The organism is Streptomyces sp. SAT1, assembly GCF_001654495.1.
GTDB classification, from domain to species: domain Bacteria; phylum Actinomycetota; class Actinomycetes; order Streptomycetales; family Streptomycetaceae; genus Streptomyces; species Streptomyces andamanensis.
Map to the genome: position 1 here is coordinate 1675280 of NZ_CP015849.1, position 12977 is coordinate 1688256.

Genomic DNA, 12977 nt, shown 5'->3' on the forward strand with positions numbered 1-12977 from the left:
CATAGTGACACTTGCCAAGTGTTCACGGCGGGGAGATAGTGGCAAGCGTGATTCCGTCCCCGCCCTTAGGAACAGACGCCGCCGCGGGTCTTCTCGCCCCCGGCGCCGCCACGGGAGCGGGCCCCACCGGGGCCGTTGCCGAGCGCCGGTTCCGTTTCGAACTGGCCGCGCATCCGGGTTCGCCCGCACAGGCCAGACGACTGACCAGGTCACGACTCACCGGCTGGTCGGTCTGCGAGGACACCTGTGACACCGCGGCCCTGATCGTCACCGAGCTGGTCACCAACGCCATCGTGCACACGGCGAGCGACCAGGTCGTCTGCGAGCTGCTCGACGGCGACGACCTGGTGCGCATATCCGTGCGCGACGAGGGCTGCGCCCCGGGTGAGCCGCACTCCTCGCCGCAGCGGCCCGAGGAGGAGCACGGCAGAGGACTCCTCCTGGTCGAGGCCCTGTGCCGCGCCTGGGGAGCGCAGGAGCTGGGCCACGGTCTCGTGGTGTGGGCCGAGCTGCCCCGCACGGCCGCCACGGCGGACGGTCCCGCCGACGACGTGACGGCATCCACGGACGTACGGCGTCCCGCGGACGTACCGGCACACGTGGACGCACCGGCACCGGCGGACGCAGAGCCGCCCGCGGTGGCGGAGGCGCCCGCGGTGGCGGAGGAATACGCGGAGGCGGAGGCGTCCGCGGATGTCCAGGCACCGGCGCACGAAGAGGGTGCCCGGGACGACCGCGAGGTGCGCGGCGACCTCGGCTGGGGCGCGCGCCCGAAGCCGGCCCCCGCCCGTCACCCCGGCCGCGAGGACGACCCGCGGGCGGCACGCGAGCCGCACGGGCACCCGCACGCCCAGCACACCCCGCCGCCGCACCACGCGGCGCACACACCGCACGCATCGCACACACCGCAGGCGGTTCACGGACCGCATGCCGCACCGCACGGGACGCACGCGCCACAGTCGTCCCACCCACCGCACACCCCGCACATCCCGCAGGGCACGCGACCGCACGAAGCTCAGGGAACGGGGTCTGTATGGCTGTGAGCGGTACTCAGAGTTCCGATCACGGCTCCGGCCAGGTGTGCAGCCTGGACACCCTCGTACGCCTGGGACGCGCGCCGCGCACGCCCGGCGCACCGGGCAGCCCGGAACCGTCCGGTCCGCCGCTCCGGCTCACCCTCCCCGAGGGCATGACGGTCCCGCTGGGCTGTGACGCCGTGGCGGTGCCCGCCCGTTTCGGCTCCGAGCTGATGCCCCGGCTGCCGCGCGTGGGCTGCGTCTTCGCCGACGCGACGCACTGGTGGTGGATCGTGCCCTCGGACTCGGACTACGCCCTGCGCTGGCCCGCTCCCTCGTACTACGCGACCGGCGCGGTCCTGCCCGGCACGGCGCGCGACCGGCTGCCCACGCTCATCCACCGCCCGGACGGCGCGGTCCCCTACACGCCGCCGATCCCGCTGTATCTGGCTCTGTGCCGGGTGACGGGGACGACCCCGGCCTGGTCCCGGTCCGTCAGCGCCTGATCCTCCGGCGCCGGCGTACGCCCGGCAGTGCGGTGCGCTGGGCGTACGCCCGGTGCTCAGGCGCTCACGTCACCGCCGCCGTCGCCGCCCCGGACGATCACCAGGAAGGTGTCCGTGGCGAGGTCCATGACGACCTCGGCCGGCAGGCCCTCCAGACGCCGCGCATGCGCGAACTCCTCCGCGGGCCATGATCCGCGCGGACCACCGGCGGGAAAGCGTTCGAGCACTGTTCGCCCGTTCACGCCGCACCTCCCTGTTGAGCTGTACTCCTAGAGTTAAACGCCAAGCATGGGGTGAACGCCTCGCGCGGTGACCGTACTGAGACGCAGTCGACACGAGTTCACCGCCGAAACCGCGTCCGACCTCACACTTCCGGCGCAGCCGAGCACCGTGCGCGGCGTCCCGCGCACGGATCGTGCTCACTCGTCCGTGTGGTCCGGGAGGGCGGCCATCGCCTCGCCGAGGAGCTGTCCGGCGGTGTCGACGGCCCGTTCCAGCTCCTCGGGGGAGGCCGTCAGTCCGCCGAGGGCGCCGTCGACGTCCGCCAGCCCCGCGCGGGCCAGGAGCCCCTTGTCGTTGGTCGTCCACTCCCCGCGCGCGGCCAGCACCGCGTGCGCCGTCTGCGTCGCGGCCAGGGCCACCGCCCCGGCGACCTGGGTGAGGGCGCCCCTGGGCGCGTGTCCGGCCCGCGCGTAGGCGAGCGTGGCGGTGGCCATGCCGTACCAGTGGTCACGCGCGGCCGGGCGCAGCCTGTGCGGATACGCCGTGGGCCGGGGCAGCTCGCCGCGCAGCACCCGGTTCACCGCGAGTTCCGCCACCACCAGGTAGCTCGGGATCCCGGCGAGGTGGAAGAGCAGCGGCTCGACCCGGAACCGGCCCGCCTCGGCCTCGGCCCACTCGTGTTCGACGACGGCGAGGTCCCGGTAGTGGACGTCGACACGGCGGCCGTCCACGGTCAGCCAGGCGCCGCCGTTGAAGACGCCGCCGCCCCACTCGCCGATCCCGGAGACCTCCCCCGGCCAGCCCACGGCGCGCAGATCGGCGGGGTCGAAGCCGTCGCGGTAGTAGACGGCGAGGTCCCAGTCGCTGTCGGGCCGGTGGGTGCCCTGGGCGCGGGAGCCGCCGAGGGCGACGGCCCGGACGCCGGGGAGGGCGGCGAGCCGGTCGGCGACGGTGTCGAGGAAGACCTGGTCCGGGCGTTCCGTCTGCTGCGGGCGTTCCATGCGGTGCGTGCTCCCCTGGTCTCTTTGTCTCTCTCGTTGTCTCTGGCACCTCGTTGTCTCTGGCACCTCGTCGTCTCTGGCTCTCGTCGTCTCTGTCGCTCGTCGTCTCTCTCGGCTCTCGTGGCGGGAAATTCGGGTGCGCCGGTGTGTGCGCGGCGCGCATCATCGGCGGGTTGTCCACCGTCCCCCACCCTCCGGGGCCGTCGGCCGGCCCCGTCCCAGGAGTCCCGTTGATACAGCGCGTCACATCCTCCGCCCTCTTCCCACCGCCGGCGTACTCCCACGCCTCCGTCGTCGAGGCGGGCACCAGGCTGGCCTTCCTCGCCGGGGCGGTGCCCCTCGACGCCGAGGGCGGACTCGTCGGGGCGGGCGATCCCGTGCGCCAGGCCGAACAGGTGATCGCCAATCTGTCCCGGCAGCTCCGGGATGTGGGCAGCGACCTGGCCCATGTCCTGGTGACCGATGTGTACGTCGTCAGCGCCGACCCGGCGGTGCTGAGCACCGTATGGGAGGTCGTCGAGGCGTCCGGGCTGGCCACGGGCCCGCACTCGTCGACGCTGCTCGGCGTCGCCTGCCTGGGGTATCCGGGCCAGCTGGTGGAGATCACGGCGACGGCCGTCGTACCGGAGGCGCCGGAGGACGCACAGGAGGAGGACATACAGGAGGAGGCGCCGGAGAACGCACAGGAGGAGGCGCCGGGCGCGGCGGAGCCCGTGGTACTGCGCCGGGCCGGTGCACCGGACGCCGCTGCCGTCGCCGACGTCTGGCTGCGGTCCTTCGCCGCCGCGCTGCCCACCGTCGTCCGGCCGCGCACCGACGACGAGGTGCGGGCGTACTTCCGGGACGTGGTGGTGCCCTCGCGGGAGACGTGGGTGGCCGACGACACCGGCGGGGACGGCGTCGTCGGCGTCATGGTGCTCGACGACGACGAGGTGTCCCAGCTCTACCTCGATCCGGCCTGGCGGGGGCGCGGGCTGGGCGACCGCTTCATCGCCCTGGCCAAGGAGCGCCGCCCGCGCGGGCTGGAGCTGTGGACGTTCCAGGTCAACGCGCCCGCGCACCGCTTCTACGAGCGGCACGGCTTCGTCGCCGCCGAGTACACAGACGGCAGCGGCAACGAGGAGCGCGAGCCGGACGTGCGGTACGTCTGGCGCCCCTGAGGGCGGGCGGCGGCACACCGGCAGGCGTCCGCAGGCAGCCGCCGCAGGGCCGGAGCGGCCGCGTCAGCCACGGACGCCGTACCGGTCCGTGGCCGCGACCAGGACGTCCACCACCCCGGGGGCGCCCGCGTGGTGCCCGGCCCGGTCCACGAGCACCAGCTCGCTGTCCGGCCAGGCCCGCTCCAGGCGCCAGACGATGCCGAGGAGGTTGCCGAAATCGAGGCCGCCCTGGACGAGGGTGCCGGGGATGCCCGCCAGCAGGGGGGCGTCCCGCAGGACCACGCCCTCGTCGTTGTCCGGGCCGAGGAAGTGGTCGTTGCCGAAGTAGTGCGTGACGGTGCGGGCGAAGGCCATGCGGAACACCGGGTCCTCGTAGCGGGGCACGGAACGCGGCGGGGCGGGGACGATCGCCGTCTCCCAGTCGGTCCAGGCCCGCGCCGCCCGCGCGCGCACCGCCGGGTCGGGCGATTCGAGCAGTCGGCTGTAGGCGGCGGCGAGGTTGCCGGTGCGGTCGGCGTCCTCGGGCAGTTCGGCGAGGAAGCGGGCGAAGGCGTCGGGGAAGAACCTGCCCAGTCCGTGGGTCAGCAGGGCCACCTCGGCGTTCGAACCGGTGGCGACCCCGGTGAGCACCAGCTCGGAGACCACCCCGGGGTGGGTCTGGGCGTACCGCAGTCCCAGGACCGAGCCCCAGGAGGCGCCCCACACCAGCCACCGCTCGATGCCCAGGTGCCGGCGCAGCAGTTCCAGGTCGGACAGGAGGTGCCGGGTGGTGTTGACGCTCATGTCGGTGTCGTGGGCGCTCGCGTGCGGCACGGAGCGCCCGCAGCCGCGCTGGTCGAGGAGCACGATCCGGTAGACGGCCGGATCGAAGTAGCGCCGGTGGCCGGGGGTGCAGCCGGAGCCGGGGCCGCCGTGCAGCACCAGCGCGGGCTTGCCGTCCGGGTTGCCGCAGGTCTCCCAGTAGACGTGGTTGCCGTCGCCGACGTCGAGCAGGCCGTGGTCGTACGGTTCGGTCTCCGGATAGAGGGGCATCGGCGCACCCTAGCCGGGGCGTGGCGGCGCCGTCCCCCGGTTTTCCGCCGCGCCTCCCGTGCCCGGGGCTGCTGTCCTGTCCTCGCCGCCCGCGCGGTCATTCCTCCGGCTTCGTCTCCAGCCCCGCCGCGTCCGCCGCCGTGCGCAGGACGTCACGGAGCATCGCCGGGGTGAGGCGGCCGGTGAAGGTGTTGCGCTGGCTGACGTGGAAGCAGCCGAAGAGGTCGAGGCCGGGGAGCGCCACCCGGGTGCCGTGCGCGAAGGCGGGGCGGGGCCGGGGCACCGTCCAGCCCGCCTCGGTGAACGCGGGCAGCGCGGCCTGCCAGCCGAACCCGCCGAGCACCACCACCGCCCGCAGGGTGGGCCGCAGCAGGTGCAGTTCCTGGACCAGCCAGGGCCGGCAGGTGTCCCGCTCGCCGGGGGTCGGCTTGTTGGCGGGCGGGGCGCAGTGCACCGGCGAGGTGATGCGCACGCCGTACAGTTCCAGGCCGTCGTCGGCACGGACGGCGGTGGGCCGGGAGGCCAGGCCCACGTCGTACAGCGCCCGGTACAGGACGTCGCCGGAACGGTCCCCGGTGAACATGCGGCCGGTGCGGTTGGCGCCGTGCGCGGCCGGGGCGAGTCCGACGATCAGCAGCCGTGCGTCCGGGGGGCCGAAGCCCGGTACGGGGCGGCCCCAGTACGTCCAGTCGGCGAAGGCGGCCCGTTTGGTCTCGGCCACCTCCTCGCGCCAGGCCACCAGGCGCGGGCAGGCCCGGCAGCGGGTGATGCGCCGGTCGAGAGCGTCGAGACTGCTGCTGTCCATGCCTCCACCGTAAATACCTCCGGAGCCGGCGGGTCCGGGCGGCTAAGGTCGGGTCCATGGCTTCGGGAGACGACATGGACCGCGACCAGGACAGGGGCGCCCCGGGCGGGGACGGCGAGCGCCAGGGCGGCGCGGACGGGCAGGGGCACGAGGACGGCACCGCTGCGGGGACGGCCGCCGTCGATCCCCGGGTCGCCGCCGCCGTGGCCGCCGCTGCGGCGGCCGGTCCGGGCGCGGGCGAGACCGTGCGGATCGACAGCTGGATCTGGGCCGTCCGCCTGGTCAAGACCCGCTCCGTCGGCGCCACCGCCTGCCGGGGCGGCCATGTGCGGGTGAACGGCGAGCGGGTCAAGCCCGCGCACTCCGTCCGCGTCGGTGACGAGGTGCGGCTGCGCGGCGAGGGCCGGGAGCGGATCGTCGTGGTCACCCGGCTGATCCGCAAACGGGTCGGCGCGCCCGTGGCCGTCCAGTGCTACGTCGACAACTCCCCGCCGCCCCCGCCCCGGGAGGCCGTCGCGCCCGCCGGGGTGCGCGACCGCGGGGCCGGACGGCCGACCAAGCGCGACCGCCGGGAGCTGGAGCGGCTGCGCGACATGGGCACCCTGGACGGTCCGAGCGGTCCGCAGGGCCGTCCGCGGAGCCACTGACCACCCCACCGCCCCGCCACCCCACCGACACACCGTCACGGCCGTCACGCTCCCGGAGCCGCCGTACTCCTCGCGCCGCCGCGCCGCCGCCGCGCGGAGAGTACGTTGGCAGGGAGAAATGGTGAGCGGCGATGCGTACGGGCAGTGAACCGACGACCGCGCGCAGTGCTCTGCGGGCGCGGTTCTGGCTGAGCGTGTGGGGGCTGGCCTGGGCGATGTTCGGCGTGGCCGTGTTCGTGCTGGTCGGGCGGCCGGGGTGGGCGGCGGCCTGCGGTGCGCTGTGGCTGGTGATCGCGGTCGACTTCGCGGTCATCCTCCGTCATCTGCGTCAGGGTCCGCACTACCAGCCGGGCCGTGACGTCCCCCCGTACCGGCCGCCCGACTGAGGGCGCCACACCCACGGAACCAACCGGCCCGGTCAGGTGTCGAACTTGGCCCGTTGCAGGTACTCCGGGTTGGGGTCCAGCGCGGCGGCCAGCCGGAAGTGGCGCTTGGCCTGGTCGGGCCGGCCCTGCCGCTCGTAGGTGCGGGCGAGCGCGAAGTGCGCGTACGCGTTGTCCGGCTCCCGCTCCAGGACGATGGTGAACTCCAGCTCGGCCGGTCTCAGTTGCGCGGCGGCGAAGAAGGCGCGGGCGCGCAGCAGCCGGGCGGCCGTGTTCTCGGGATGCGCGGCGATGACGCCGTCGAGCAGCTTCACCGCGCCTTGTGGGTCCCGCGCGGCGAGCAGGTGTTCGGCGGCGCGGAAGTCGATGACATGCGTCTCCGGAGTACGTCCGGGGGAACCGCTGGTCTCGGGCACGGCTGAGTCCTTCCCTTGCTGGAGGGGTCCAACGCCCCGACCGGGCAACCGTATTCCGGCGGTCGCGGCCCGCGCCGGGGCGCGCGGGCTACTCCCGGCCGCCGGCCGGTGCGGTGTGCGCCCTGCCGGCCAGTCGCGTCCAGACCTCGCGCACCCGTTCGCGCAGCCGGTCCAGCGGTACGTCGTTGTCGATGACGATGTCGGCGATCTCCAGGCGCTGTTCGCGCGTCGCCTGCGCGGCCATGCGCGCGCGTGCGTCCTCCTCGGTCATGCCGCGCAGCCGTACGAGCCGGTCGAGCTGGGTCTCGGGGCGGGCGTCGACGACGATCACGAGGTCGTAGAGGGGGGCCAGGCCGTTCTCGGTGAGGAGCGGGACGTCGTGGACGACGACGGCGTCCTCGGCGGCGGCCTCCTCCAGTTCGCGCGCGCGGGCCCCCACCAGGGGGTGCACGATCGCGTTGAGGACGGCGAGCCGCTCCGGGTCGGCGAAGACCACGGCGCCCAGCCGGGGGCGGTCCAGGCTGCCGTCGGCGGCGAGCACCTGGGGGCCGAAGGCGTCGGCCACGGCGGCCAGTCCCGGTGTGCCCGGGGCGACCACCTCGCGCGCGATGCGGTCGGCGTCGATCAGCACCGCCCCGCACTCCACGAGCAGCCGTGACACCTCGCTCTTACCGGCTCCGATGCCCCCGGTCAGGCCCACCTTCAGCATGGCGGCAGCTTAGGGCCTGGCGCGGGCGGCGAGGGCGGCGGGCCCGGCGGGGGCGGTCAGTTCTCGCCCTCCCGTTCGGCCAGGAACCGCTCGAACTCCCGGCCGATCTCGTCCGCCGAGGGGATCTCGACGGGTTCGGCGAGCATGTTGCCGCGGGTCTCCGCGCCGGCGGCCGCGTCGTACTGGTGCTCAAGGCCCTGGACGAGGGAGGTCAGTTCCTCGTCGCCCTCGCGGATCTGCCGGTCGATCTCGGTCTGGGTGCGGTGGGCGTCGTTGCGCAGGGAGTGGGCGAGGCCCGGCAGCACCAGGCCGGTGGCGGCCGTGATGGCCTCCAGCACGGTCAGGGCCGCGTCCGGGTACGGCGAGCGGGCGATGTAGTGCGGTACGTGCGCGGCGACGCCCAGGACGTCGTGCCCGGCCTCCATGAGCCGGTACTCCAGCAGGGCGGCGGCGCTGCCGGGCACCTCGGCCTCCTCGAAGGGGCTGCGGTGGCCGGGGACGAGGTCGCTGCGGTTGCCGTGCGGGGTCAGGCCGACCGGGCGGGTGTGCGGGACGCCCATGGGGATGCCGTGGAAGGACACGGCGAGGCGTACGCCCAGCCGCTCCACGATCTCCCGTACGGCCGCCGCGAAACGCTCCCACTCGACGTCCGGCTCGGGCCCGGACAGCAGCAGGAACGGCGCGCCGGTGGCGTCCTGGACGAGGCGCACCTCGATGGAGGGCTCCTCGTACGCGCTCCAGCGGTCGCGCTTGAAGGTCAGCAGCGGCCGGCGGGCGCGGTAGTCCACGAGCCGGTCGTGGTCGAAGCGGGCCACGACCTGGTGGGGCAGGGAGTCGAGCAGCCCGCCGGCGATCAGGTCGCCGGTCTCCCCCGCGTCGATGTAGCCGTCGAAGTGGTAGAGCATGACCAGGCCGGCCGACTCCTGCGCGAGCGCCATGTCGACGACCGCCAGGCCCTTCGGCTCCCATGTGTACAAACCCTGCGGATCAAGCACTGTGATCGCCCCTCCTCGTGTTCATCGGTTCACAACGAGGAGCGGGGCGCGGGCATTCCCCGCTGCCGCGTGCCGTCGCGCGGCTCCCGGCGCGCCACACCGGCACTCTTGACGCGCTCATGCCTCTCTCTTACGGTCCCGGAGCGGCCCATGGTTCATGTGGCCGCTCTCGGTTCAGGTACGCGAACCCGCACCGCCCGCACCCGCCAGTCTTCGTGATCACAGGAAGGCTCCCCCATGCGCAGACGTTCCCGCACGTCGCTCACCTCCCTGCTCACCGTCACCGCGGCCCTCGCTGCCCCGCTCCTGGGCGCCCCGGGCGCGCGGGCGGCCGCCCCGGTGGTCGAGGTCTCCACCGCGGCCCAGCTCAAGGCGGCGCTGTCCGCGGCGGCCCCGGGCGACACGATCCACCTCGCCGACGGCACGTACACCGGCAACTTCAAGGCCACCCGGGCGGCCACCTCCGGCGCCCGCATCACCCTGACCGGCTCGGCCGGGGCCGTGCTCACCGCGGGCGGCGGCTACGGACTGCACCTGAACGGCGCGTCGTACTGGACGGTCAGCGGGCTGGCCGTCACCGGCGGCCAGAAAGGAATCATGATCGACGCCGCGCGGGGCGTGATCGTGGACGGTGTGACCGTGCACGACCTCGACATGGAGGGCGTCCACTTCCGTAACTCCAGCACGGACGGCGTCATCCGGAACTCCCGGATCTACGACACCGGGCACGACGGCCGGGGCATGGGCGAGGGCGTCTACGTCGGCACCGCCAACACGCTCTCGGACCGCAGCGACAACATCCAGATCCTGGGCAACACCATCGGGCCCGGTGTCGGGGGCGAGAACGTCGACATCAAGGAGGGCACCACCGGCGCCCGGATCGTCGGGAACACGTTCGACGGCAGCGGATTCACCGGAGCCAACTACGACGACTCCTGGGTCGATGTGAAGGGCAACGGCGTCCTGGTCCAGGACAACACCGGCACCCGCACCACGAACGACGGCTACCAGACCCACACCCAGCAGTCCGGCTGGGGCTGCGGCACGGTGTTCCGTGGCAACAAGTCGACTCTGACGGGTGCGACCGGCCCGACCCGGCTGGCCGTCGACGTGACCGGCCGGAGCACGAGCTGTCCGACCACCGTCTACGACAGCAACACGGTGACCGGCGGGAAGGGCCTGACGAACATCGAGGTGACGCCGACGCCGTGAGGACGGGCACCGCCGGGCACCGGCCGGTCCCGCGCGCACACAAGGCCGCGGCCCGCACCCCCACACAGGGGGTACGGGCCGCGGTCGTGCACTACTGCGGGCGCCTGACGGCGAGCGGTCAGCTCTGGCCGCCGGCCAGCTTCTCGCGCAGGGCCGCCAGGGCCTCGTCCGAAGCCAGCGCACCGGAGGTGTCGCCGCCCTCGGAGGAGTACGAGCCGCCACCGCCGGACGCGGCCGGAGCCCCACCCGCGGTGTCGCCACCCTCGGCAGCGGCCTTCTCGTCCGCCTCGCGGGACTTGATGACCTGCGCCTGGTGCTGCTCGAAGCGCGTCTGCGCCTCGGCGTACTGGCGCTCCCACTCCTCGCGCTGCTTCTCGTAGCCCTCGAGCCAGTCGTTGGTCTCGGGGTCGAAGCCCTCGGGGTAGATGTAGTTGCCCTGGTCGTCGTAGGACGCGGCCATGCCGTACAGGGTCGGGTCGAACTCGACCGCCGACGGGTCGGCACCGAAGGACTCGTTGGCCTGCTTCAGCGAGAGGCTGATGCGACGGCGCTCGAGGTCGATGTCGATGACCTTGACGAAGATCTCGTCGTTGACCTGGACGACCTGCTCCGGGATCTCCACGTGGCGCTCGGCCAGCTCGGAGATGTGGACCAGACCCTCGATGCCCTCGTCCACGCGGACGAACGCACCGAACGGCACCAGCTTCGTGACCTTGCCGGGCACGACCTGGCCGATCTGGTGGGTGCGGGCGAACTGCTGCCACGGGTCTTCCTGGGTCGCCTTCAGCGACAGGGAGACGCGCTCGCGGTCCATGTCGACGTCGAGGACCTCGACCGTGACCTCCTGGCCGACCTCGACGACCTCGGAGGGGTGGTCGATGTGCTTCCAGGACAGCTCGGAGACGTGGACCAGACCGTCGACGCCACCCAGGTCCACGAAGGCACCGAAGTTGACGATCGAGGAGACCACGCCGGAGCGGACCTGACCCTTCTGGAGGGTCGTGAGGAACGTCTGGCGGACCTCGGACTGGGTCTGCTCCAGCCAGGCACGGCGGGACAGGACCACGTTGTTGCGGTTCTTGTCCAGCTCGATGATCTTCGCCTCGAGCTCCTTGCCCACGTAGGGCTGGAGGTCGCGGACACGGCGCATCTCGACCAGGGAGGCCGGGAGGAAGCCGCGGAGGCCGATGTCGAGGATGAGACCACCCTTGACGACCTCGATGACGGTACCGGTGACGATGCCGTCCTCTTCCTTGATCTTCTCGATGGTGCCCCAGGCACGCTCGTACTGGGCGCGCTTCTTCGAGAGGATCAGGCGGCCTTCCTTGTCCTCCTTCTGAAGGACAAGGGCCTCGATCTCGTCACCGACGGCGACGACCTCGTTCGGGTCGACGTCGTGCTTGATCGAGAGCTCGCGGCTCGGGATGACACCTTCGGTCTTGTAACCGATGTCGAGCAGGACCTCGTCCCGGTCGACCTTCACGATGACGCCGTCGACGATGTCGCCGTCGTTGAAGTACTTGATCGTCTCGTCGATCGCGGCGAGGAATGCTTCCTCGTTACCGATGTCGTTGACCGCTACCTGCGGGGTGGTGGCGGTGGTCTCGGTGCTGCTCGTCATGTGGGAAAGGGCTCCGGTACGGACATTGAAGTCGTAGGTACTGCTTACGCCGGGAGCCCGTTTCGCTCTGCAGAAGCCGGACAGCCAAGGAAGCGCCACACAAAACCGCTGGTGGCGCCTCGAGAACCGAGGGGACATACAACAGATGCGAGCGCAGCCTGCTCCGTCTGAGGCGCGCAGGCCCGCAGCGCAACTTGTAGCATACGGGGGCAGCCGGGCAGGGTCAATGCGCGAAGCCGCACACCCGGGGCGAACACCGCATTCCCGGCGCAGGAACCGCCCTCCGGGGCCCTACCGGCACCGGAACGCCCCCGGCGGCGCGCGCCACGAGGGCGCACGGAAGAGCCCGCAGACTAGTACGAGGGAGCCGATCATCCAAGAGTCCGAACTGTGCGAGCCCGAGGCCACCCGACGCGCGGCCGGTGTCGCCGAGAGCGCCCGCGCCAACCGCGGCTGGTGGGACCGGAACGCCGACGAGTACCAGGTCGAGCACGGCACGTTCCTCGGCGACGAGCGCTTCGTGTGGTGTCCCGAGGGCCTGGACGAGGTGGAGGCGGAACTCCTCGGTCCGCCCGAGGACCTGAAGGGCAAGGACGTCCTGGAGATCGGCGCCGGCGCGGCCCAGTGCTCGCGCTGGCTGGCCGGGCAGGGCGCGCGTCCGGTCGCCCTCGACCTCTCCCACCGCCAGCTCCAGCACGCGCTGCGCATCGGCGGACCGTTCCCCCTCGTGTGCGCGGACGCCGCCGTGCTCCCCTTCGCGGACGGTTCGTTCGACCTGGCCTGCTCGGCGTACGGGGCGCTGCCCTTCGTCGCCGACCCGCGGCTGGTGCTGCGGGAGGTGCGCCGGGTGCTGCGACCGGGCGGGCGGTTCGTCTTCTCGGTGACGCACCCCATCCGGTGGGCGTTCGCCGACGAGCCCGGCCCGGAGGGTCTGTCGGTGTCCGCCTCCTACTTCGACCGCACGCCCTACGTGGAGCAGGACGAGGAGGGCGGCGCGGTCTACGTCGAGCACCACCGCACCCTGGGCGACCGGGTCCGCGACGTGGTCGCGTCCGGGTTCCGCCTGGTGGACCTGGTCGAACCGGAGTGGCCCGACTGGAACACCTCCGAGTGGGGCGGCTGGTCCCCGCTGCGCGGACACCTCATCCCGGGGACGGCGATCTTCGTCTGCGAGCGGGACTGACCCCGGCCCGGACCGCGATTCCCGTCCGCCCTCCACGCGCGCGTGGAGGGCGTTCCCGTACCCGTACGA

General features: G+C 73.0%; 15 protein-coding genes and 1 pseudogene. 8 read left to right on the top strand and 8 right to left on the bottom strand.

Going from position 1 to position 12977, the window contains the following annotated elements; all coding sequences use genetic code 11:
• Positions 1-47 precede the first annotated feature (47 nt).
• Entirely contained in the window at positions 48-1043 is a 996-nt protein-coding gene (locus A8713_RS34885) for an ATP-binding protein (RefSeq protein WP_443069703.1), read from the top strand.
• Entirely contained in the window at positions 1034-1522 is a 489-nt protein-coding gene (locus tag A8713_RS07370; protein WP_064532373.1) for a hypothetical protein, read from the top strand. Before A8713_RS34885 ends, A8713_RS07370 begins: the two co-directional genes overlap by 10 nt.
• 56 nt (positions 1523-1578) lie before the next feature.
• Here A8713_RS07370 and A8713_RS33495 read toward each other — a convergent pair whose 3' ends face one another.
• Positions 1579-1764 carry a hypothetical protein gene (locus A8713_RS33495; protein ID WP_158690395.1) on the bottom strand — a complete coding sequence of 62 codons (186 nt, stop codon included), beginning with the start codon at positions 1762-1764 and terminating at the stop codon, positions 1579-1581.
• 177 nt (positions 1765-1941) lie between these two features.
• Positions 1942-2745, bottom strand: coding sequence for a nucleotidyltransferase domain-containing protein (locus tag A8713_RS07375; protein WP_064532375.1), 804 nt, complete (start codon positions 2743-2745; stop codon positions 1942-1944).
• A gap of 146 nt (positions 2746-2891) precedes the next feature.
• On the opposite strand from A8713_RS07375, the pseudogene A8713_RS34100 reads away from it, so the two are divergent.
• Positions 2892-3308 (top strand): annotated as a pseudogene (locus A8713_RS34100) (RidA family protein); the annotation flags it as partial.
• Between the two features lie 150 nt (positions 3309-3458).
• Positions 3459-3905 (top strand): GNAT family N-acetyltransferase, encoded by a 447-nt coding sequence (locus tag A8713_RS34105; RefSeq protein ID WP_443069757.1) that lies wholly within the window; start codon positions 3459-3461, stop codon positions 3903-3905.
• 63 nt (positions 3906-3968) lie between these two features.
• Here the strand turns inward: A8713_RS34105 and pip are convergent, their stop codons facing one another.
• Together pip and A8713_RS07390 are read right to left on the bottom strand one after the other, a co-directional pair.
• Entirely contained in the window at positions 3969-4937 is a 969-nt protein-coding gene (gene pip, locus A8713_RS07385; protein WP_064532377.1) for a prolyl aminopeptidase, read from the bottom strand.
• A gap of 97 nt (positions 4938-5034) precedes the next feature.
• Positions 5035-5742 (bottom strand): uracil-DNA glycosylase, encoded by a 708-nt coding sequence (locus A8713_RS07390; protein WP_064532378.1) that lies wholly within the window; start codon positions 5740-5742, stop codon positions 5035-5037.
• A 56-nt stretch (positions 5743-5798) separates the two neighbouring features.
• On the opposite strand from A8713_RS07390, the gene A8713_RS07395 reads away from it, so the two are divergent.
• A complete protein-coding gene (locus tag A8713_RS07395; protein WP_064532380.1) occupies positions 5799-6389 on the top strand; it encodes an RNA-binding S4 domain-containing protein in 591 nt (196 codons plus the stop codon).
• A 131-nt stretch (positions 6390-6520) separates the two neighbouring features.
• On the top strand, positions 6521-6775 hold the full coding sequence (locus A8713_RS07400; protein WP_064532382.1) for a DUF6343 family protein: 255 nt from the start codon (positions 6521-6523) through the stop codon (positions 6773-6775).
• A 32-nt stretch (positions 6776-6807) separates the two neighbouring features.
• Here A8713_RS07400 and A8713_RS07405 read toward each other — a convergent pair whose 3' ends face one another.
• From A8713_RS07405 to A8713_RS07415, 3 genes are all read right to left on the bottom strand, one after another.
• Complete coding sequence (locus A8713_RS07405) at positions 6808-7188, bottom strand: tetratricopeptide repeat protein (RefSeq protein ID WP_064532384.1); 381 nt, start codon at positions 7186-7188, stop codon at positions 6808-6810.
• A gap of 88 nt (positions 7189-7276) precedes the next feature.
• On the bottom strand, positions 7277-7897 hold the full coding sequence (gene coaE / locus A8713_RS07410; RefSeq protein WP_064532386.1) for a dephospho-CoA kinase: 621 nt from the start codon (positions 7895-7897) through the stop codon (positions 7277-7279).
• Positions 7898-7953: 56 nt separating this feature from the next.
• The gene (locus A8713_RS07415) at positions 7954-8892 is read right to left on the bottom strand and encodes a PAC2 family protein (RefSeq protein WP_026252497.1); all 939 of its coding nucleotides are present in this window, start codon (positions 8890-8892) and stop codon (positions 7954-7956) included.
• 237 nt (positions 8893-9129) lie between these two features.
• On the opposite strand from A8713_RS07415, the gene A8713_RS07420 reads away from it, so the two are divergent.
• Entirely contained in the window at positions 9130-10104 is a 975-nt protein-coding gene (locus tag A8713_RS07420; protein WP_064532388.1) for a right-handed parallel beta-helix repeat-containing protein, read from the top strand.
• Between the two features lie 118 nt (positions 10105-10222).
• Here A8713_RS07420 and rpsA read toward each other — a convergent pair whose 3' ends face one another.
• On the bottom strand, positions 10223-11725 hold the full coding sequence (gene rpsA, locus A8713_RS07425; protein ID WP_018567566.1) for a 30S ribosomal protein S1: 1503 nt from the start codon (positions 11723-11725) through the stop codon (positions 10223-10225).
• Positions 11726-11951: 226 nt separating this feature from the next.
• Here rpsA and A8713_RS07430 point away from each other — a divergent pair, with 226 nt between their 5' ends.
• Positions 11952-12908 carry a class I SAM-dependent methyltransferase gene (locus tag A8713_RS07430; RefSeq protein WP_237305314.1) on the top strand — a complete coding sequence of 319 codons (957 nt, stop codon included), beginning with the start codon at positions 11952-11954 and terminating at the stop codon, positions 12906-12908.
• Positions 12909-12977 lie beyond the last annotated feature (69 nt).

What these genes read in the sequence shown, in the direction of transcription:
- A8713_RS07370 (WP_064532373.1), top strand. Translation starts at nt 1,034, where the DNA reads ATGGCTGTGAGCGGTACTCAGAGTTCCGATCACGGCTCCGGCCAGGTG.
- A8713_RS07375 (WP_064532375.1), bottom strand. Translation starts at nt 2,745, where the DNA reads ATGGAACGCCCGCAGCAGACGGAACGCCCGGACCAGGTCTTCCTCGAC.
- pip (WP_064532377.1), bottom strand. Translation starts at nt 4,937, where the DNA reads ATGCCCCTCTATCCGGAGACCGAACCGTACGACCACGGCCTGCTCGAC.
- A8713_RS07390 (WP_064532378.1), bottom strand. Translation starts at nt 5,742, where the DNA reads ATGGACAGCAGCAGTCTCGACGCTCTCGACCGGCGCATCACCCGCTGC.
- A8713_RS07395 (WP_064532380.1), top strand. Translation starts at nt 5,799, where the DNA reads ATGGCTTCGGGAGACGACATGGACCGCGACCAGGACAGGGGCGCCCCG.
- A8713_RS07400 (WP_064532382.1), top strand. Translation starts at nt 6,521, where the DNA reads ATGCGTACGGGCAGTGAACCGACGACCGCGCGCAGTGCTCTGCGGGCG.
- coaE (WP_064532386.1), bottom strand. Translation starts at nt 7,897, where the DNA reads ATGCTGAAGGTGGGCCTGACCGGGGGCATCGGAGCCGGTAAGAGCGAG.
- A8713_RS07420 (WP_064532388.1), top strand. Translation starts at nt 9,130, where the DNA reads ATGCGCAGACGTTCCCGCACGTCGCTCACCTCCCTGCTCACCGTCACC.
- rpsA (WP_018567566.1), bottom strand. Translation starts at nt 11,725, where the DNA reads ATGACGAGCAGCACCGAGACCACCGCCACCACCCCGCAGGTAGCGGTC.
- A8713_RS07430 (WP_237305314.1), top strand. Translation starts at nt 11,952, where the DNA reads ATGCGCGAAGCCGCACACCCGGGGCGAACACCGCATTCCCGGCGCAGG.